Annotated in this window: 17 protein-coding genes and 1 pseudogene; 8 read left to right on the top strand and 10 right to left on the bottom strand. The window is 63.0% G+C overall.

Annotated features, from left to right (window positions below; all coding sequences use genetic code 11):
- Positions 1-47 precede the first annotated feature (47 nt).
- From LV82_RS05270 to LV82_RS05280, 3 genes are all read left to right on the top strand, one after another.
- On the top strand, positions 48-1,946 hold the full coding sequence (locus tag LV82_RS05270) for a propionyl-CoA synthetase (RefSeq protein ID WP_104069680.1): 1,899 nt from the start codon (positions 48-50) through the stop codon (positions 1,944-1,946).
- Positions 1,947-2,151: 205 nt separating this feature from the next.
- Positions 2,152-3,660: an ATP-binding protein gene (locus LV82_RS05275; protein WP_170063357.1), complete on the top strand. Its 1,509-nt coding sequence runs from the start codon at positions 2,152-2,154 to the stop codon at positions 3,658-3,660.
- The gene (locus LV82_RS05280; protein WP_104069683.1) at positions 3,657-5,030 is read left to right on the top strand and encodes a sigma-54-dependent transcriptional regulator; all 1,374 of its coding nucleotides are present in this window, start codon (positions 3,657-3,659) and stop codon (positions 5,028-5,030) included. The genes LV82_RS05275 and LV82_RS05280 overlap by 4 nt, the downstream gene beginning before the upstream one ends.
- Before the next feature lie 4 nt (positions 5,031-5,034).
- Here LV82_RS05280 and LV82_RS05285 read toward each other — a convergent pair whose 3' ends face one another.
- Positions 5,035-5,802, bottom strand: a complete 768-nt coding sequence (locus LV82_RS05285) for an NAD kinase (RefSeq protein WP_245873072.1) — start codon at positions 5,800-5,802, stop codon at positions 5,035-5,037.
- A gap of 211 nt (positions 5,803-6,013) precedes the next feature.
- On the opposite strand from LV82_RS05285, the gene glyA reads away from it, so the two are divergent.
- Positions 6,014-7,309: a serine hydroxymethyltransferase gene (glyA, locus tag LV82_RS05290; RefSeq protein WP_104069686.1), complete on the top strand. Its 1,296-nt coding sequence runs from the start codon at positions 6,014-6,016 to the stop codon at positions 7,307-7,309.
- 63 nt (positions 7,310-7,372) lie between these two features.
- Here the strand turns inward: glyA and LV82_RS05295 are convergent, their stop codons facing one another.
- Positions 7,373-7,744: a hypothetical protein gene (locus LV82_RS05295; protein WP_104069688.1), complete on the bottom strand. Its 372-nt coding sequence runs from the start codon at positions 7,742-7,744 to the stop codon at positions 7,373-7,375.
- A gap of 76 nt (positions 7,745-7,820) precedes the next feature.
- On the opposite strand from LV82_RS05295, the gene LV82_RS05300 reads away from it, so the two are divergent.
- On the top strand, positions 7,821-8,594 hold the full coding sequence (locus tag LV82_RS05300) for an alpha/beta fold hydrolase (protein WP_104069689.1): 774 nt from the start codon (positions 7,821-7,823) through the stop codon (positions 8,592-8,594).
- On the opposite strand, the gene LV82_RS05305 is transcribed toward LV82_RS05300, so the two are convergent.
- Complete coding sequence (locus tag LV82_RS05305) at positions 8,586-8,768, bottom strand: hypothetical protein (protein ID WP_104069691.1); 183 nt, start codon at positions 8,766-8,768, stop codon at positions 8,586-8,588. The two genes, LV82_RS05300 and LV82_RS05305, sit on opposite strands and share 9 nt — an antisense overlap.
- A 67-nt stretch (positions 8,769-8,835) precedes the next feature.
- A complete protein-coding gene (locus LV82_RS05310; protein WP_245873073.1) occupies positions 8,836-9,120 on the bottom strand; it encodes a hypothetical protein in 285 nt (94 codons plus the stop codon).
- A 403-nt stretch (positions 9,121-9,523) separates the two neighbouring features.
- On the opposite strand from LV82_RS05310, the pseudogene LV82_RS15100 reads away from it, so the two are divergent.
- Positions 9,524-9,876 (top strand): annotated as a pseudogene (locus tag LV82_RS15100) (DUF1810 domain-containing protein); the annotation flags it as partial.
- A 20-nt stretch (positions 9,877-9,896) separates the two neighbouring features.
- On the opposite strand, the gene LV82_RS05320 reads toward LV82_RS15100, so the two are convergent.
- The 6 genes from LV82_RS05320 to LV82_RS05345 all read right to left on the bottom strand — a co-directional run bounded on the left by LV82_RS05320 (position 9,897) and on the right by LV82_RS05345 (position 16,527).
- Complete coding sequence (locus LV82_RS05320) at positions 9,897-11,105, bottom strand: M20 aminoacylase family protein (RefSeq protein ID WP_104069694.1); 1,209 nt, start codon at positions 11,103-11,105, stop codon at positions 9,897-9,899.
- A 78-nt stretch (positions 11,106-11,183) separates the two neighbouring features.
- Complete coding sequence (locus tag LV82_RS05325; RefSeq protein ID WP_104069695.1) at positions 11,184-12,515, bottom strand: NAD(P)/FAD-dependent oxidoreductase; 1,332 nt, start codon at positions 12,513-12,515, stop codon at positions 11,184-11,186.
- Between the two features lie 3 nt (positions 12,516-12,518).
- Positions 12,519-13,337 carry an ABC transporter permease gene (locus LV82_RS05330; protein ID WP_104069697.1) on the bottom strand — a complete coding sequence of 273 codons (819 nt, stop codon included), beginning with the start codon at positions 13,335-13,337 and terminating at the stop codon, positions 12,519-12,521.
- A complete protein-coding gene (locus LV82_RS05335) occupies positions 13,334-14,230 on the bottom strand; it encodes an ABC transporter permease subunit (protein WP_104069698.1) in 897 nt (298 codons plus the stop codon). Before LV82_RS05335 ends, LV82_RS05330 begins: the two co-directional genes overlap by 4 nt.
- A gap of 11 nt (positions 14,231-14,241) precedes the next feature.
- Complete coding sequence (locus tag LV82_RS05340) at positions 14,242-15,381, bottom strand: ABC transporter ATP-binding protein (RefSeq protein WP_104069699.1); 1,140 nt, start codon at positions 15,379-15,381, stop codon at positions 14,242-14,244.
- 63 nt (positions 15,382-15,444) lie between these two features.
- A complete protein-coding gene (locus LV82_RS05345) occupies positions 15,445-16,527 on the bottom strand; it encodes a polyamine ABC transporter substrate-binding protein (RefSeq protein WP_104069701.1) in 1,083 nt (360 codons plus the stop codon).
- 161 nt (positions 16,528-16,688) lie between these two features.
- Between LV82_RS05345 and LV82_RS05350 the strand changes: the two genes are divergently transcribed.
- Together LV82_RS05350 and LV82_RS05355 are read left to right on the top strand one after the other, a co-directional pair.
- Positions 16,689-17,363, top strand: coding sequence for a GntR family transcriptional regulator (locus LV82_RS05350; RefSeq protein ID WP_104069702.1), 675 nt, complete (start codon positions 16,689-16,691; stop codon positions 17,361-17,363).
- Positions 17,364-17,487: 124 nt separating this feature from the next.
- Entirely contained in the window at positions 17,488-18,888 is a 1,401-nt protein-coding gene (locus LV82_RS05355; RefSeq protein WP_104069704.1) for an aspartate aminotransferase family protein, read from the top strand.
- The last annotated feature ends 3 nt before the right edge of the window (positions 18,889-18,891 follow it).

The following is an 18,891-nucleotide window of genomic DNA, read 5'->3' on the forward strand; positions in this document are numbered from 1 at the left end:
GCTTCCCTCGCGTAACACCATGACGGACTCGAGGAGGAGGCAAGAACATGGGCTATGCCGAAACATATCAACGCTGGAGATCCGATCCCGAGCGGTTCTGGATGCAGGCCGCCGAGGCAATAGACTGGGAGCGCAAACCGACGCGGGCGCTGTTCGATGAACGGTCGCCAATCTACGAATGGTTCTCGGACGGCCTGGTGAACACGTGCTGGAACGCGGTGGACAGGCATGTCGCGGCCGGCCGCGGCGACCAGCCGGCAATCATCCATGACAGCCCGATCACCGGAACGAAATCCGTCCTGACCTATGCGGAATTGCAGGACCGTGTCGCACGGCTCGCCGGGGCGTTGCAGGCACGCGGTGTGGAAAAGGGCGACCGGGTCGTGATCTACATGCCAATGGTGCCCGAGGCGCTGGTCGCCATGCTGGCCTGCGCGCGGATCGGGGCGATTCACTCGGTCGTCTTTGGCGGTTTCGCCGCGCATGAGCTGGCGGTGCGTATCGATGATGCGAAACCGAAGGCGATCATCGCGGCCTCGTGCGGGATCGAGCCGGGCCGTGTCGTGGAATACAAGCCTCTGGTCGATTCCGCGATCGAACAGGCCCAGCACAAGCCCGACTTCACCATAATCCTGCAGCGCGATCAGGCCCGCGCCGACATGATACCCGGCCGCGACCTGGATTGGCACGAAGCCCAAGAGGGGATCGAACCCGCCCCGTGCATTCCGGTCGAGGGCAATCATCCCGTCTATATCCTTTACACCTCGGGTACGACCGGAGCGCCGAAAGGCGTCGTCCGGCCCACGGCGGGCCATCTGGTCGCCCTGAACTGGACGATGCGAAACATCTATGACGTCGGCCCGGGGGACGTGTTCTGGGCGGCCTCGGATGTGGGTTGGGTCGTGGGCCACAGCTATATCTGCTATGGCCCCCTGATCGCGGGATGCACGACCATCGTCTTCGAGGGCAAGCCGGTGGGCACACCCGACGCGGGCACGTTCTGGCGCGTCATCGCCGAGCATGGCGTGCGCAGTTTCTTCACCGCCCCCACGGCCCTGCGCGCGATCAAGCGTGAAGATCCCGAAGGCAAGCTGATCGGACAATATGACCTGTCCGGCCTGCGCGCATTGTTCCTTGCGGGCGAGCGCGCGGACCCCGACACCGTTCAGTGGGCGCAACGCCATCTGAAAGTCCCGGTCATCGATCACTGGTGGCAGACCGAAACCGGCTGGGCCATAGCGGCCAACCCAATCGGGATCGAGGAACTGCCCGTGAAGATCGGCAGTCCGTCGGTTGCCATGCCGGGCTATGACGTGGAGGTGCTGGACGAAGGCGGCCACCCCGTCCCGCCGGGCACGCTGGGCGCGATTGCCGTGCGCCTGCCGCTTCCGCCGGGCACCCTGCCCACGCTGTGGAATGCCGAAGAGCGGTTCCGCAAGTCCTATCTGTCGCACTTTCCCGGCTATTACGAGACGGGGGATGCGGGTTATATCGATGAAGATGGCTATCTCTACATCATGGCGCGCACCGATGACGTCATCAATGTCGCGGGCCACCGCCTGTCCACGGGCGCGATGGAAGAGGTTCTGGCCAGCCATCCCGACGTGGCCGAATGCGCGGTCATCGGGGTCGCCGACGATCTGAAGGGCCAGGTGCCGCTGGGCTTTCTGTGCCTGAATGCCGGATCGAACCGCAAGCCCGACGAGGTTGTCGCCGAATGCGTTCGCCTGGTGCGCGAGCAGATCGGCCCCGTGGCGGCCTTCAAGCAGGCGGTCGTGGTCGATCGCCTGCCCAAGACGCGGTCCGGCAAGATCCTGCGCGGAACCATGGCCAAGATCGCCGATGCACAGGACTTCAGGATGCCGGCCACGATTGATGATCCCGCGATCCTCGACGAAATCCGCGAGGCCCTTGGCGCGCTTGGATACCCCAGATCAAAGCGGTGACCGGCGATATCCGCCGATGGGGCCGGGCCGACGCGCCCGGCCCTTGCCTTTGATCGCAAACCCCATCCGAATGGGTCGAAACCTGACGAATCGGACAGGTTGGCCCATCGCCCGTCGTTCTTTAAATACAGGGCATATGCAACCATCGGGTGTATCGTGTGCCGTTTCGATTTCCAGTGTTCCGCGAACTGTCCGGGGGTTTCCCGTGCGGGGTGACGATCTGACCAATCAGCCGCAATCCGAAACCGATGCCCGCATGGCGCTGCTTGGTCACGATCTGCGCGCGGCAGTTTCCGACATTCTGGGCGGATTGCGCTTGATCGAGACAGACCGTCTGGAGCCGGACATGCGATTGCAGATGGGCCGTGTGCGCAGCGCGGCCGACACGCTGGCATTGCTGCTGGAAGACGCGCTCGCAGCCCTGGTTGACCCGAACGACGCCAAAAGCGACCATGCCGAGGCGCTTCGTCTCAACACACTCTTGCGCGACATCGAGATGCGATGGTCCGGCCGGGCACAGGAAAAGGGTCTGCGCTTCGTTCTGGAACGCGATCCCGAAACCCCGGATCTGGTCGCGCTGGAGCGGATCGCGCTGGAGCGCATCCTGTCGAACCTGTTGTCCAACGCCATCAAATACACCGACGAAGGCGCCATCCGGCTGCGCGCAAGTGTCGGTCAGGACGGGGCCCTTGTGTTTTCAGTTACGGACGATGGTCCGGGCTTTGCCAAAGAGGCCCTGCAACGCCTGTTCGAGTTCGGCGGCAGACCCGAAGGCGCCGCGCGGCCGGGTCAGGGTCTGGGACTGCACATTTCCCATCGGATGGCCCAGCGCCTTGGCGGAGAAATAACTGTCGTCAACCTGCCCGACCACGGTGCATGCGTCACGCTGACCCTGCCGCGCACGGCCTGGGGGATGGCCGCCGCCGAGGATGTCCCGCCCCTTCCCGACCTGTCCGGCCTGCGAGTGCTGGTGGCCGAAGACAGCGCAACCAACCGCCTGCTGATCGAAAGGATGCTGGCGCATCTGGGCGCGGTCTCCGTTGGCGTCCGGGACGGGATCGACGCATTGGAACGTCTGGAGCGCGACGACTTCGACCTGGCGCTGATCGATATCGAAATGCCCCGCCTGAACGGGATCGAGGTCATGCGGGCGATCCGCGAGTCGCGTGGGGCCAGGCTGCCCATCGTGGCCATCACGGCCTATGTGCTGCGGGCAAATCGCGAGGCGATCTATGCCGCGGGCGCCGACGCGATCCTGGCAAAGCCATTGGGCGGGCTGGATTCATTCGGCCAGGCTCTGGCTCGGGTCGTGGGCCGTCATTCACCACCCCCCCGGCCATCGACCACAGCGGGCGAGTCTGTCGCCTTTGACCGCGCAACCTTTGATCGGCTGATCGAGATTGCCGGGCCCGACGGGCGCCAGGAATTGCTGGATCGTCTTGCATCGGATCTGCGCAACACCGAACGCGATCTGGTGGCGGCCCTGAAGGCCGACGACCGGGCCACGATCCGTTCCGCGACCCATGTGCTGATTGCGCTGGCCGGTGCGGTTGGCGCACGCTGCCTGCAGCATCAGGCACAGGACCTGAACCAGGCCGCGCATCGCGGCGACGGGACGATTGCCGAGCAGACCGGCAAGCGGCTGCTGGCCGATCTGGACCGCCTGATCCATTTCATCGACGACGAGCGTGCCAAAGGCGGGATGCGGACATGACCGATGCGCCGCTTCTGCTGATCGAGGATACGCCCTCGCTGCGGCTGGTCTATCGCTCGGTCCTGCAATCGGCCGGCTACACGGTTGTCTGCGCCTCTGACGCCCAAGAGGGGATGGCGGCCTTTCGCAAGCATCGCCCGCATGTGGTTCTGCTGGACCTCGTGCTGCCCGATCGGGATGGCCTGACCCTGATGCGCGACATGCTGCGGGCCGACCCTTCGGCCAATGTCATCGTCATCACGGCAAATGGTTCGATCAACAAGGCGGTCGAGGCCATGCGTGCCGGAGCGCACGACTTCCTGGTCAAACCGTTCGACGAGTCACGCCTGCTCTCGGCGGTCGAGAATGTCTCCCGCGCCGCACGACCCGAACCCGCAGGAGCATCGCGATCGGACGCGCCGCCGGGAGAATTCATCGGCACTTCGCCGGCCATGCAGCAGGTCTATGGCCGCATCCGTTCCGTTGCCCGATCCATGGCAACGGTCTTCATCACCGGCGAAAGCGGGACGGGAAAGGAACTTTGCGCCCAGGCGATCCACGCGCTCTCCAGCCGCTCCAGCGGGCCCTTCGTGCCGCTCAATTGCGGGGCGATCCCGGCCGAGCTGATGGAGTCCGAAGTGTTCGGTCACGTCAAGGGCTCGTTCACCGGGGCGATCACCGACAAGCAGGGGGCCGCCGCCGCGGCCGATGGCGGCACGCTGTTTCTGGACGAAATCTGCGAACTGGATCTGAACCTGCAGACGAAGCTTCTGCGTTTCCTTCAGACCTCGATGATCCAGCCGGTCGGCGCAACGCAGGCGCGCAAGGTGAATGTGCGCATCATCTGCGCCACCAATCGCAACCCGATGGAAGAGGTGCGGCGCGGCCGTTTTCGCGAAGATCTCTATTACCGTCTTCATGTCGTACCGATCCACATGCCCCCGCTGCGAGATCGCGGCCGGGACGTCGTCGCGATCGCCGAGGCTGCCCTGAGGGACTTCGCGCGCGAGGAACGGCGGGGCTTCATGCGCCTGCATCCCGACGTGGCAAACCTGTTTCAGCGGCTGCGCTGGCCCGGGAATGTGCGCCAGCTGCTGAACGTGATCCGCCATGTCGTCGTTCTGAATGACGGGCTGGAGGTCACGCCCGAGATGCTGCCCATCGAATTGCATCACGAGGCCGAGCCCGGAGCATATGCCGCCGACGAAACCGGCCCTTCGATGACGCTTGACGGGCTGATCGGAAAGACCCTGGCCGAAATCGAACGCATGGTGATCGAGGAAACGATCGAACGCCATGGCGGGTCGGTGCCCAAGGCGGCGCGGGTATTGGATGTCTCGCCTTCAACCCTGTACCGCAAGATCGAGGCGTGGAAGCGCGACGAACGCTAGGCGCCTACAGGAACTGCTCGCGGATCAGCCTTTCTTCCAGGCCGTGCCCGGGGTCGAACAGGATCCGGTGGCGGATCGACGGTTCGGAATGGACATCCACCGACACCACGTCGCGCACCGAGCGGCCATCGGCATCGGCCATGACCGGGCGCTTCTCGGGTTCGAGAACATCGAAACGGACATGGGCCGTCTTGGGAAGAAGCGCCCCGCGCCAGCGTCTGGGCCGAAAGGCGGCCATCGCCGTCAGCGCAAGGATATCGGCCCCGATGGGCAGGATGGGACCATGGGCCGAGTAATTGTAGGCCGTGGACCCGGCGGGCGTACAGACCAGCGCGCCATCGCAGACCAGCTCCTCCATCCGCACCTTGCCGTCCACGCTGATGCGCAGCTTGGCCGCCTGCGGTCCCGCGCGCAACAGGGAAACCTCGTTGATGGCCAGCGCCTCATGCACGTCGCCATTGCGATCGACGGCACACATTGCAAGGGGGTTGATGACGGCTTCCTCGGCCCGGGCTAGCCGTTGCGGCAGATCCTTTTCGGAATATTCGTTCATCAGGAAACCGATCGTGCCGCAATTCATGCCATAGACCGGCAGGTCCATCGACTGTGTCCCGTGCAGCGTCTGCAGCATGAACCCGTCGCCGCCCAGCGCCACGATGACATCCGCCTGATCCAGAGGCGCCGATCCGTATCGACTGGTCAACCGCTTCAGCGCCCGCTGCGCGGGTTCGGTCTCGCTTGCAAGAAATGCTATCTTGAGTGGTTCTGCCACGCCCTGCCCCCGTTTGTCACTTGGCATTGATCCACGGCTCCGCCCGCATTGACAAGCCCCCGCCACACAGGACGACACGACACCGGGCCGGGCAAAAGTTTCCGATAGTGAACGCCGCTTCGTTGCCATGCGACGACTGGTCGGATTCCGTCCTTCCTGCCTGCCATGTAGTCCGCTACAACGCAGCCAACCGAAGCCTGAGGAGTGATCCATGAACGCCCCGCAACGCGATACCGGATTTTTCGACCAGCCCCTGTCCTCGCGCGATCCCGAATTGTGGGCCTCGATTCAGGGCGAACTGGGCCGTCAGCGCGAAGAGATCGAACTGATCGCGTCCGAGAACATCGTCAGCCGCGCCGTGATGGAGGCTCAGGGTTCTGTCCTGACGAACAAATACGCCGAAGGCTATCCCGGGCGGCGCTATTATGGCGGCTGTCAGTTCGTCGACATCGCCGAGGAACTGGCGATCGAGCGCGCCAAGCAACTGTTCGGCTGCAAGTTCGCCAATGTTCAGCCGCATTCGGGCAGCCAGGCCAACCAGGGCGTGTTTACCGCGCTGTTGAAACCCGGGGACACCATCCTCGGCATGAGCCTCGACGCAGGCGGTCACCTGACACATGGAGCCAAGCCCAATCAGTCCGGCAAATGGTTCAACGCAATCCAGTACGGCGTTCGCAAGCAGGACAGTCAGCTTGACTACGATCAGGTCCGGGCGCTGGCGCAGGAACACAGGCCGAAGCTGATCATCGCGGGCGGCTCGGCCATTCCGCGGCAGATCGACTTTGCACGGTTCCGCGAGATCGCGGACGAGATCGGCGCGTGGCTGATGGTGGACATGGCCCATTTCGCGGGCCTCGTCGCGGGTGGCGTCCACCCATCGCCCTTCCCACATGCCGATGTCGTGACCACGACCACGCACAAGACCCTGCGCGGGCCCCGCGGCGGCATGATCCTGACGAACAACGAAGAGATCGCCAAGAAGGTCAACTCGGCCATTTTCCCCGGCATCCAGGGCGGGCCGCTGATGCATGTCATCGCCGCCAAGGCCGTCGCCTTTGGTGAAGCATTGCGGCCGGAGTTCAAGACCTATGCAGCACAGGTCGTGCGCAACGCCCAGGCCCTGGCGGACGAGCTGATGAAGGGCGGGCTGGACATCGTGACCGGCGGCACGGACACCCATGTGATGCTGGTCGATCTGCGGCCGAAAAAGGTCAAGGGTAACGACACCGAAAAGGCCCTGGGTCGCGCCCATATCACCTGCAACAAGAACGGCATCCCGTTCGACCCCGAAAAACCGACCGTGACTTCGGGCATTCGTCTGGGCACCCCCGCCGGCACGACCCGTGGCTTTGGCGAGGAAGAATTCCGCCAGATCGCCCGAATGATCATCGAGGTAGTCGATGGCCTTGCGGCGAATGGGGCCGAGGGCAACGCCGAGGTCGAGGCCAAGGTGCGCGCCGAAGTCGCCGCGCTCTGCGCGCGCTTCCCGCTCTATCCCGACCTGTGAATCTCAATCATCATGGACTGCGGCCTCTGCATACCGGCGGGGGCCGCTTTCCATTTCCGGCGGTCACTGCGGCCCACGCCATGCCAACCAGGCAATGACCAGCACCAGCACCCCGAACACGGCTCGGCCCATCGCCGAAAGCGCGTCGAGGACGATAGCCCGCCGGCGCTCTCGGGCCCCCAACGGGCGCAGGTAACGCATGCAGGTCCGATAGGCGCGATCGGTCCGGTTTCGGTCGACCATCAGGCGCAACCGCGGATGCCGGTCCATGGCGGCGGCTTGGATCAATTCATCGGCCGCACGGCGGATACGGGCCGGCAACTTGCGTCTTGCGCGCGCCACGGCTGCATCCGGACTGCCCGCCTTGACGCCCAGCCGGGCCGCAATCAGGCGCGCCACCTCCTCTGCCTGCCGTTCGACCGAACCTTGCATCATGTGACCCTCCCCTCTCGACTTAGCGCATGAACATGGGCACTGGAAGTGGCCGCGGCACTGCGTTAGGTCTGAGGCCATGTTGAACTTCGACGAATACGGGGCGACGAACCCGGGCACGCCGATCATGATCGTGCACGGCCTGTTCGGCTCGGCGCGCAACTGGGGCGCGATCGCGCGCCGCCTTGCCAGCGATCATCGCGTGATCGTTCCCGACATGCGCAATCACGGGCGCAGCTTCCATGCCGACACGCATCGATACGAAGACCTCGCGGCCGATCTGGCCGAGCTGATCGAGCATGTCGGCGTGCCGGTCGACCTGGTGGGGCACTCGATGGGTGGCAAGGCCGCGATGCAGCTTGTCCTGACACGACCGGACCTGCTTCGCCGCCTGGTCGTCGCGGACATTGCGCCGGTCGGCTACGGGCACAGCCAGTCGCACCTGATCCGGGCCATGCGCAATCTTGACCTGAATGGCCTGACCCTGCGCAGTGAGGCCGACAAGCGACTCGCTGCCGATATCGAAAGCCCGCAGGTACGGGCCTTTCTTCTTCAATCTCTGGACCTGAAGTCAGACCCGCCGCGATGGCTGTTGAACCTCGACGTGCTGGACCGCGAAATGCAGCACATCACCGGATGGCCGGGCACGCAGGGCCGGTTCGAAAAACCAACGCTGTTCCTTGCCGGCGCAAATTCGGACTACGTCTTGCCGCAGCATCGTGACACGATCAAAGACCTGTTCCCGCATGCCGTGATTGCACGGATTGCCGATGCGGGCCATTGGCTGCACGCCGAAAAGCCGCGCGAATTCGAAGACGCGGTCCGGACCTTCCTGTCTACGGCTTCAGTCTGATTCCAGTCGGCGCGCCACGACCCACGCAACTGGAACCGCCAGCAGGGCGCCAATCGCTGCGGCAACGATGATTGACCACATGTCAACCATCCCGACGGTCAGAACCGCGATGATACCCGCCCCGGCGAGAGTGACGCCGGCAAGCGTATAGATGATGAAAAACAGGCGCAGCATTCGTCAGCCTCCAACGTCTTGACGCCTGCACCTTAACAGCGTGAATCCGTGCCGGATTTGACCCTGGTCAAACGCAATCAAGGTCGAAACGGGCAACTCCGGTATCGCCGGGCAACCGTGTTCGCATGGAGTTGGGAACCACCCTGCATCCGGTCGCCCTTTCCGCCACCTGTCGCATCAGGGCCGGCACATGCGCCCGTTGGGCACGGGGCAGGTAATTCATTCGCACGACCTCGACTTCGCTGCCCTTGTGATACACGACAAAGTCGATACCGTCCAAAGTCAGATCATGACGCTCGGCGCCGAAGAAATCGGGCGCGGGTGAAACGCAGGCGCCAGTGAAAAGAATCAAGAAGCATATCCATCGCATGGGACGAGTGTCCTGCCAGATGGTTAACCAAATCTTTGCGCGGGAGGACTTGACCGGGACCCAGCGGAAATTCCCGGCGCCGGCCGAACAGATATGCGTGCGATTGAAAAGCCCGAAGCCATCCGGAAAGAATAAGGGCCTGCAGTTTCCTGCAGGCCCTGATACTGTTTCAAAATACCCAACAGTCCACTCGGAATTACACCACTATCTCGGTAACCGTCACCACTTACTACCCTCTATAGGTGTATTAAAGCTTCGTTCATCATAAGAGGGAACTAGCATTTTGGGACATGTCCAAATGGACAAGTCCCGCCCAGCAAAGGACCGGATTGGTTGAGTATTCCAGGCGATTGGTGGAAACTTTCCCGCAAGTGGGGTGGGCCGCATGGGGTTTGAACATCATATCGATGCCCAACGCAACACCTTTGAGCGTGCGCTTGAGGAATTGCGCTCGGGCCGCAAGCAGGGTCACTGGATGTGGTTCATTTTTTTTCGCAGCTTCGCGGGCTTGGCCGTTCGGAAATGGCGAACCGTTTCGGCCTGCGGGATCTGGAGGATGCATGCGCCTACGCCGCCGACCCGGTGCTGGGCCCTCGTCTGGCCGAGGCATTCCACGTAATCCTGTCACACCCAACGGTAAGCGCCGAGCAGATTCTGGGCGAAGTCGACGCGATGAAGCTGCGATCCTGCGCCACGCTGTTTGCCTGCTGCAACGACACCCGGATCGCACCGCTGGCGCGCGAGGTTCTGCACAGATTCTATCGCGACATACCTTGCCCGCTTACGTTGCAGATGCTGTCCAAGGACGAAAGCGGCATCCGCTGTTCGATCAGGTCCGCCCAGAATGAACAGCCGGCGGGCATTATCTCGTCGTTGAAATCGTATTCAGGGTGATGCAGCATCGGCCCCGAGCCGTTGCCAACAAGAATATAGGCGCCGGGGCGTTCCTCGAGCATATAGGCGAAATCCTCGCCAGCCATGATCAGCGGTGCCTCGGCACATTCGCCCGCAACCCTGCGCGCGACCTCGGCGGCAAATTCGGTCTGCTCTGGCGCATTCACCATGACGGGATAGCCTGGCATGTAATTCAGCTCGGCCCGTGCGCCAAAGGCCTGGGCGATCGAACGGGCAATCTGTCCAAGGCGTTCCTGTGCGATGGCACGGGTTGTCTGGTCCAGACTGCGCACCGTGCCTTTCAACAATGCCTTCTGAGGGATCACGTTATAGGCGTCACCGTCGGTTTCGAAGCTGGTAATGCTGACCACCGCCTGTTCGGTGGGATCGATATTGCGGCTGACAATGCCCTGAAGCGCAACGACGATATGGGCCGCGACCAGGGTCGTGTCGATTGCTTCATGCGGACGCGCGGCATGACCGCCCCTGCCCTCGACCTCGATCTCGAACTGGTCGGCGGCGGCAAAAAATGGCCCCGGGCGAATGGCAAAACTGCCCGCCTGCATGCCGGGCCAGTTGTGCATCCCGTATATTTCCTGGATACCGAAACGCTCCATCAATCCGTCGGCGCACATCTCGCGCCCGCCGCCGCCGCCCTCCTCGGCGGGCTGGAAGACGACGATTGCCGTGCCATCGAAATTGCGGGTCTCTGCCAGGTATCTGGCTGCCCCCAGCAGCATGGTCATGTGTCCGTCATGCCCACAGGCATGCATGCACCCTGGCACGGTCGAGGCATGGGGTCTTTCGACCGCTTCCTCGATCGGCAAGGCGTCCATGTCGGCGCGCAGGCCGATCACCCTGCCCTGGCTGTCACGCCTTCCCCGAATGATGCCCACGACCCCGGTCCGGCCGATCCCCTCGACCACCTCGTCGACGCCGAATTCGCGCAGCAGCTCGGCCACGCGCGCGGCCGTACGATGCGTTTCGAACATCAGTTCGGGATGCGCGTGGAAATCATGCCTCCAGGCAATGAGCTCTGGCAGAAGATCGGCAAAGCGGTTTCGGATGGGCATACGGGCACTCTCCGGCATGGGCGACTGGGCGCAGATCGTCTGGCAAATTGCGCCGGGCCGCAAGGGGGCGCGACAGGATCAGAACCGATCCCGCAGCCCGTACCAGGCATAGGCAACCGGCAGGACAAGCCTGCGCCACGCGCCACCCGGGATCGGTCGTGCCGGCGCGGCCATGACGGCAGGACTCCGACCGCGCCCAAGCGCCAGATCGGCCAGCAGCCTGCCCGCAAACGTGCCCATGGCCACGCCGTTGCCGTGATATGCAAACCCGGCCCAGGCGGAAGGCCAGTCGCCAATCGGTCCCACATGCGGAACAAGGTCGCGCGACAGGCATACCAGACCGGACCAGTAAAAGGGCGTCTCGACCCGCGACCAGGCCGGGAACATTCTTTCAAAATCGCGCCGCAGCATGGCGCGCATCCGGGCCTGGGCAGCGGGACCGGCAAGGACGCCTCCGCGCATGCCGAACAGGAAGCGGCGATCGGGCATCAGTCGGAAATAGTGCAGCAGATTCCGCGTATCGTAGGCCATCAGATCGGTGGTCCAGCCCTGGGCGGAAAGCTCGGACTCGGTCAACTGCCGTGTCACAAGGATTGCCGATTGCGCGGGCAGATAGCGCCCCGCCATCCAAGGCGGGACATCCTCGCTGGAATAGCCATTCGTGGCGACGATCAGGCGTCTTGCCACAAGACACCCGTCCTGCGTGCGCAGCCGATAGGTATCGGCCTGACGCTCGATGCCAAGGACCGGACTGTCCTCATGCAGGATCGCACCATGCCGCCTGGCCGCCTTCGCAAGGCCGAGGGCGTATTTCAACGGATTGAGCGCAAACCCCATCGGGTAGAGGAGCCCGCCATGAAAGGCCGGGCTTGCCATGCCCCGTGAGGCCAGCTCCGAGGGCGTGAGCAGTTCGCAACGCAGGCCATGGGCGGACTCGAACACCGCCTGTTCATCGCGAAGCGCCGCGAGATCCCTGGGTCGGTGGGCCAGCATGACCTCGCCGTCGCGGGAATGGACATCGGCCTCGATGCCATTTTCCTGCAACAATTGCTGGACAAGTGCGATGGCCTCGCGCTGGGCCGCATTCCACTCATCCAGCGCCTGACTGCCGAAGCGGCGCAAGATCGCGCCGTCCGAAGCCTTTGCGCCACCAAGGCAGCAAAAGCCTCCGTTTCGACCCGACGCGCCAAAGGCGATACGGCCCGCCTCGACCACCACGACGTGGGCGCCGGCCTGCGCCAGATGCAGGGCCGCCGACAGCCCGGTATATCCCGCCCCCACGATGGCGACATCGGCCCGTGCTTCTTCGGTCAACGGGCCGTCGAATTCGGGGCGCCGGACCGTCCGATCCCACCAGCATGCCTCGACCGGACCCCGACCATAGGCATGCGGCTCGTAAATGCGGCGCATGGTTCAGGCCCGCGCCGCAGCCTGCTGGTCAGCCTCTCGCATGGCAATGGACCGTTTCGAGATCAGCGAGGCGGTGATGACCGCAGCCGTCACCAGTCCGATCAGGATCGTGGAGAGGGCGTTGATCTCGGGGCTCACGCCCAGGCGGACCGACGAGAAGATCTTCATCGGCAGCGTCGTCGAGGATGGTCCGGCGGTAAACGACGCGATAACGAGATCGTCCAGCGACAGCGTGAAGGCCAGAAGCCATCCCGAGATCACGGCGGGCGCGATGATCGGCAGGGTCACCAGCCTGAAAGCCTGGAACGGTGTGCAGCCCAGGTCCAGCGCGGCTTCCTCAAGTGACCGGTCGAAGGTGACAAGCCGCGACGAGACCACGACCGAGACATAGCACATCGTGAAGGTCGTATGCGCCAGGGTAATGGTCATCACCCCGCGGTCCAGCCCGATCGAGATGAACAGAAGCAGAAGCGAAAGACCCGTGATCACCTCGGGCATGACAAGCGGCGCATAGATCATGCCGGAAAACAGCGTCCGGCCGGGAAAGCGCCCCCCGCGCACCATCGCATAGGCCGCCATCGTGCCCAGGATCGTTGCAAGCGTCGACGACATGACGGCGACCTTCAGCGTGACCCACGCCGCATCCAGGAAGGCCTGATTGCGAAACAGCTCACCATACCACTTGGTCGAGAAACCGGCCCAGACGGTGACCAGCTTGGATTCGTTGAACGAGAAGATCACCAGGATGACCATGGGCAGATAAAGGAATGCAAAGCCCAGGGTCAGCGCGGTGGCGTTGAACCAGGAAAACCGGCGGTTCATTGGTCGGCCTCCCTCTGCTTCTGCTCGTTGCGCTGGAACAGGATGATCGGGACGATCAGGATCGCCAGCAGCACCACCGCCACGGCCGAGGCCACCGGCCAGTCACGGTTCGCGAAGAATTCCTCGTAAAGCGTCTTGCCGATCATCAGGGTCTCGTTCCCGCCAAGGATCGAGGGAATGACGAATTCTCCGATCGCCGGGATGAACACCAGGAAACAGCCCGCGATGACGCCCGGCCGCGACAACGGGAAGGTTACCAGCCAGAAGGCCGACAGGCGTGAACAGCCCAGATCCTCGGCCGCCTCGATCAGCGACGTGTCCAGCTTCTCCAGCGCCGAATAGATGGGCAGGATCATGAACGGCAGATAGGTATAGACGATACCGATATAGACGGCCTTGTTGGTATTCATGATCGCTAGGGGTTCATCGATCAGGCCCAGCCACATCAGGGTCTGGTTCAGGAAGCCTTCGGTCGACAGGATGCCAATCCAGGAATAGACCCGGATCAGAAAGCTGGTCCAGAATGGCAATATGACCAGCATCATCAGCGTCGGGCGCCATTCCTCGGGCGCGCGGGCCATGCCATAGGCAATCGGGTAGCCCACCAGCAGCGTGATCGCCGTCGAGATCGTCGCGATCTTCAGGCTGGACAGATAGGCCGTGTAATACAACGGATCCTGCGCAAGGAACGCGAAATTCTCGAAGTCCAGCGCACCGAAGAATTCGACGAGTCCCTGCCAACCCTGCGACAGGTCAAGTTGTGGCGTATAGGGCGGAATCGACAGCGCATAGTCCGACAGCGCGATCTTGAACACGATCGCAAAGGGCACGAGGAAGAAGAAGAAAAGCCAAAGATAGGGCGTGGCAATCAGCAGGACCCGGCGCCAGTTCATGCCAATCCCCCTCAGCCCGGCAGGACGATGCCGGCGGTATCCGTGAAGGACAGCCAGACCGTATCGTCCCATGTGATGTCCCGGTTCGCGATGCGGCGAGCATTGGTCATCTGCGCCTTGACCATCAATCCGCCCGCGACCTCGACCTTGTAGGTCGAGATGTTGCCCAGATAGGCAATGTCATGCACCCGCCCCTGAATCACGTTCGCCCGATCCGTTGGCCTGCCCTTCGAGATAAGGACCTTTTCCGGGCGGATGGCAAAGTGAACTTCGGCGCCCGGCGACGGCGGGTCGGCCGCCTCGGCGAGGATCTCGGGCTGGCCCTCGGCCCAGGCAATGGACACGCGGCCGCCAGCCTGCGGCGTGGCGCGTCCGCGGATGATGTTCACCTCGCCAATGAAGTCGGCCACGTAGACCGAATTCGGGCTCTCATAGATCCGGTCGGGCGTATCCACCTGCACGATCCGGCCATGGTCCATGACGGCGACACGGCTGGCCACGGTCATGGCTTCTTCCTGGTCGTGCGTGACGATGACAAAGGTCGTGCCGGTGCGCTCCTGAATGTCCATCAGCTCGAACTGGGTCTCCTGGCGCAGCTTCTTGTCCAGCGCGCCCAGGGGTTCGTCCAGCAGCAGAAGCTTGGGCGCCTTGGCCAGGCTGCGCGCAAGGGCCACGCGCTGGCGCTGCCCGCCCGAGATCTGGTGCGGCTTGCGGCGCGCGAATTTCTCGAGCCGCGTCAGCTTCAGCATCTTCTCGACCCGTTCGGCGATCTGCTCCTTTGGCAGTCCATCGCGCCGCAGACCGAAGGCGATATTGTCCCAGACATTCAAATGGGGGAACAGCGCATAGCTCTGGAACATCATGTTGACCGGGCGACGGTTGGGCGGAACCGGCACGATATCCTGCCCGTCCAGCAGGATCGTGCCTTCGCTGGGCGATTCAAACCCGGCCAGCATCCGCATCAGCGTGGTCTTGCCACAGCCCGAAGGCCCAAGCAGGGCAAAGAACTCCCGCCGGTAGATATCCAGCGTCAGATTGTCGATCGCGATAAAGTCGCCAAAGCGCTTGGTGACGTTTCCAAACCGGATCAGGGGCTTTTCGTCGGGGTCATTCCAGGGGGCAAAGACGGGCCGATTGGCGGGCTGGGCCATGATGTCCTCGTGTTCGGGAAAGCCCCGCGCCGGCTGGCGCGGGGCCGTGTCAAGACTGACCGATCAGGTGCCGGACTTGATCTTGGTCCACATCCGGGTGGCAAGCCGGTTGGTCTTCGAATCCCACGGCGAGACGGTGTAAAGGTTCTGCAGTGTCTCCTCATCGGGATAGATCGCCGGATCCCCGATGACATCCTCGTTCAGGTACTGCTGGCTCGTCTTGTTGCCGTTGGCGTAATAGACATAGTTCGACGCCGCGGCCGCATTTTCAGGGTCCATCATGAAGTTGATGAACTTGTGCGCCCCGTCCGGGTTTGGTGCATCCGCGGGGATCGCCATCTGGTCGAACCACATCAGCGCGCCTTCCTTGGGAATGTGATACTCGATCTCGACGCCGTTGTCGGCCTCGGCGGCACGGTCGCGCGCCTGCAGGATGTCACCCGACCAGCCGAACGCGACGCAGATATCGCCATTCGCCAGGGCGTTGATGTACTCGGACGAATGGAACTTCTGCACGAAGGGGGCCACGGCCGTCAGGACCGGTTCGGCCTTCTGGATCGTCTCCCAGTCCTGGGCATCGGGATCTTCACCCAGATACTTCAGCGCCGCCGGGATCATCTCGGTTGGGGCGTCAAGGAAATGCACGCCGCACTGGCTGAGCTTTTCCATGTTCGCCGGATCAAAGACCAGGGCGAGCGAGTCGACCGGCGCATCCTCGCCCAGAACTTCCTTGACCTTGTTGATGTTCACGCCGATCCCGGTCGTGCCCCACATGTAGTTGACCGAATATTCGTTGCCCGGGTCATACTTCGCCGTGCGCTCCATCACCACGTCCCACATGTGGACGATATTGGGCAGCTTGGACTTGTCCAGCTTCTGGAAGACGCCGGCCTGGATCTGCCGCTGCAGGAAGGTTCCCGTGGGAACGACGACGTCATAGCCGGAATTGCCGGCCAGCAGCTTGGTTTCAAGCAGTTCGTTCGAATCGAAGACGTCGTAGATCAGGTCGATCCCGGTCTCCTTCTCGAACTTCTCCAGCAGCGATTCGTCGATGTAGTCCGACCAGTTGTAAACGTGGACCTCCTCGGCCCCGGCGATGGACGCCGCTGCAAGGCAGGCCGCCATCGTCATCCCCAAAGTACGCATGTTACCTCCTGTGTTCTGTTGGACCGCCGGCCACCCCTGACCGTCGCTCTTCCCCGGAACAGTTTGATCAAATTTGGCGCGTCGATCAAGTTGGCATTCCGGGCATGCCCCATCTATCATGGACGGAATGAATTTCGCATATTCGCCGACAAGGGCAAGGGATGAAAGAAATCACCGATCCGACAGCCGACGGCAAGGTTCCCACGCACGTGGTGACCTATCGCCGGCTGCGAGACATGATTCTGTTCGGTCAGCTTGCACCGGGACAATCGGTCACGATTCAGGGCCTGACCTCTCTGCTGAACGCGGGCATGACGCCCGTGCGCGAGGCGATCCGGCGTCTGACGGCCGAGGGCGCGCTGGAATTTCTGGGCAACCGCCGCGTTGTCGTGCCGCAGCTGACCCAGTCGCAACTGGACGAGCTGGCCCATGCACGCCTGTCGATCGAACCAAAACTTGCGAAGATCGCCGCACAATACATTGATGACGATGATATAATCATTCTGAAAGAGCGCGATCTGGAAATCGACCAGGCCATCGCGACGGGGGACATTCACCGCTATCTGTTGAACAATTATCAGTTCCACTTCACCCTGTATGAGCGCGCCGGCGCGCCAATCCTTCTGTCGCTTGCACGCATGCTTTGGCTGCGTTCCGGCCCGTCATTGCGCGTCGTATGCGGCAGGTTCGGAACCGCCAATCTGCCCGACCGGCATTCGGACACGCTTGCAGCCCTGCGCGCTCGCGATGGCGACCAGGCCGCGGCGGCCATCGCCGCCGATATCGAACAGGGAATCGAGCAGGTTCGCCAGTCCCTCGTGGTCGATTCAATTTGATCAAATGCCGTTGACTTCAGCGTCTTTGATCATATCCTGAGCAAAGGACGAACCCGGCCCGGCCCCGTCGCGGCCCGCCGATTCGCGAAATCATCCGAATTCCCAGCCACAGATGGGGTCAGTCATGACGAAGATCACGAACCACCTGCCCACGGCGGAGCTTCAGGCGCTGGACGCGGCGCATCACATGCATCCCTTTACGGATGACGCTGCCCTGGCAAGAAAGGGCGCCCGCATCATCACGCGCGGCAAGGGCGTCTGGCTGACCGACAGCGACGGGCACGAGATCATCGACGGCATGGCCGGGCTCTGGTGCGTCAATATCGGCTATGGTCGGCGCGAACTGGCCGAAGTTGCCGCGCGGCAGATGGAAGAGCTTTGCTATTACAATACGTTCTTTCAGACATCCCATGTGCCGGCCATCGCGCTGGCGGCAAAGATCGCACAGCTTGCGCCCGGCGATCTGAACCATGTCTTCTATGCCGGCTCGGGCTCCGAGGCGAACGATACGAATATCAGGCTTGTCCGCCGCTATTGGGACGTCAAGGGCCAGCCCCAGCGAAAGGTCATCATCAGCCGCAAGAACGCCTATCACGGCTCGACCATGGGCGGGGCCAGCCTTGGCGGAATGTCGGGCATGCATGCCCAGGGCGGCCTGCCCATCCCCGACATCGTGCATATCAACCAACCTTACTGGTGGGGCGAAGGCGGCGACATGACGCCCGAGGAATTCGGGATCGCCCGCGCGCGCGAACTGGAGCAGAAGATCCAGGAAATCGGCGCCGACCGGGTCGCCGCCTTCATCGCCGAGCCGATCCAGGGCGCGGGCGGCGTGATCGTTCCGCCCGAAACCTACTGGCCCGAGATCCAGCGCATCTGCGACGAATACGGTATCCTGCTGATCGCCGACGAGGTCATCACGGGCTTTGGCCGCACCGGAAACTGGTTCGGCAGCCAGACGATGGGCATCCGGCCGCATATCATGACGATCGCCAAGGGCCTGTCGTCGGGCTATGCCCCGATCGGCGGATCGATCATCTGCAATGAGGTCTATCGCACGGTGGCCGAGTCGGGCGAGGACTTCAATCACGGCTATACCTATTCGGGACACCCGGTCGCCTCGGCGGTGGCGCTGCGCAATCTCGAGATCATCGAGGATGAGGGCATCATCGATCACGTGCGCAACGTCGCTCACCCCTATCTGGCCGAGAAATGGAAGGGCCTGACCGAACACCCCCTGGTCGGCGAAGCCCAGCTTGTGGGCCTGATGGGGTCGATCGCCCTGACGCCGGACAAGGAGCGCCGGGCGCGCTTTGCGGCCGAGCCCGGGACGGTCGGTTATCGCTGCCGCGAGCGCTGTTTTGCCAATGATCTGATCATGCGCCATGTCGGCGACCGCATGATCATCGCGCCCGCGCTGGTCATCCGCCCCGAGGAAATCGACATCCTGATCGAACGCGCATGGAAGTCGCTGGACGAATGCTATGCCGAGATCAAGGCAGAGGGGCTTCTGAAGGCGGCCTGAACG

Source organism: Albidovulum inexpectatum, assembly GCF_002927635.1.
GTDB classification, from domain to species: Bacteria; Pseudomonadota; Alphaproteobacteria; order Rhodobacterales; family Rhodobacteraceae; genus Albidovulum; species Albidovulum inexpectatum.

Coding starts and splice junctions, on each gene's coding strand:
- LV82_RS05355 (WP_104069704.1), top strand. CDS start 17,488: ATGACGAAGATCACGAACCACCTGCCCACGGCGGAGCTTCAGGCGCTG.
- LV82_RS05325 (WP_104069695.1), bottom strand. CDS start 12,515: ATGCGCCGCATTTACGAGCCGCATGCCTATGGTCGGGGTCCGGTCGAG.
- LV82_RS05350 (WP_104069702.1), top strand. CDS start 16,689: ATGAAAGAAATCACCGATCCGACAGCCGACGGCAAGGTTCCCACGCAC.
- LV82_RS05305 (WP_104069691.1), bottom strand. CDS start 8,768: ATGCTGCGCCTGTTTTTCATCATCTATACGCTTGCCGGCGTCACTCTC.
- LV82_RS05335 (WP_104069698.1), bottom strand. CDS start 14,230: ATGAACTGGCGCCGGGTCCTGCTGATTGCCACGCCCTATCTTTGGCTT.
- LV82_RS05345 (WP_104069701.1), bottom strand. CDS start 16,527: ATGCGTACTTTGGGGATGACGATGGCGGCCTGCCTTGCAGCGGCGTCC.
- glyA (WP_104069686.1), top strand. CDS start 6,014: ATGAACGCCCCGCAACGCGATACCGGATTTTTCGACCAGCCCCTGTCC.
- LV82_RS05320 (WP_104069694.1), bottom strand. CDS start 11,105: ATGCCCATCCGAAACCGCTTTGCCGATCTTCTGCCAGAGCTCATTGCC.
- LV82_RS05295 (WP_104069688.1), bottom strand. CDS start 7,744: ATGATGCAAGGTTCGGTCGAACGGCAGGCAGAGGAGGTGGCGCGCCTG.
- LV82_RS05330 (WP_104069697.1), bottom strand. CDS start 13,337: ATGAACCGCCGGTTTTCCTGGTTCAACGCCACCGCGCTGACCCTGGGC.
- LV82_RS05340 (WP_104069699.1), bottom strand. CDS start 15,381: ATGGCCCAGCCCGCCAATCGGCCCGTCTTTGCCCCCTGGAATGACCCC.
- LV82_RS05270 (WP_104069680.1), top strand. CDS start 48: ATGGGCTATGCCGAAACATATCAACGCTGGAGATCCGATCCCGAGCGG.
- LV82_RS05280 (WP_104069683.1), top strand. CDS start 3,657: ATGACCGATGCGCCGCTTCTGCTGATCGAGGATACGCCCTCGCTGCGG.
- LV82_RS05300 (WP_104069689.1), top strand. CDS start 7,821: ATGTTGAACTTCGACGAATACGGGGCGACGAACCCGGGCACGCCGATC.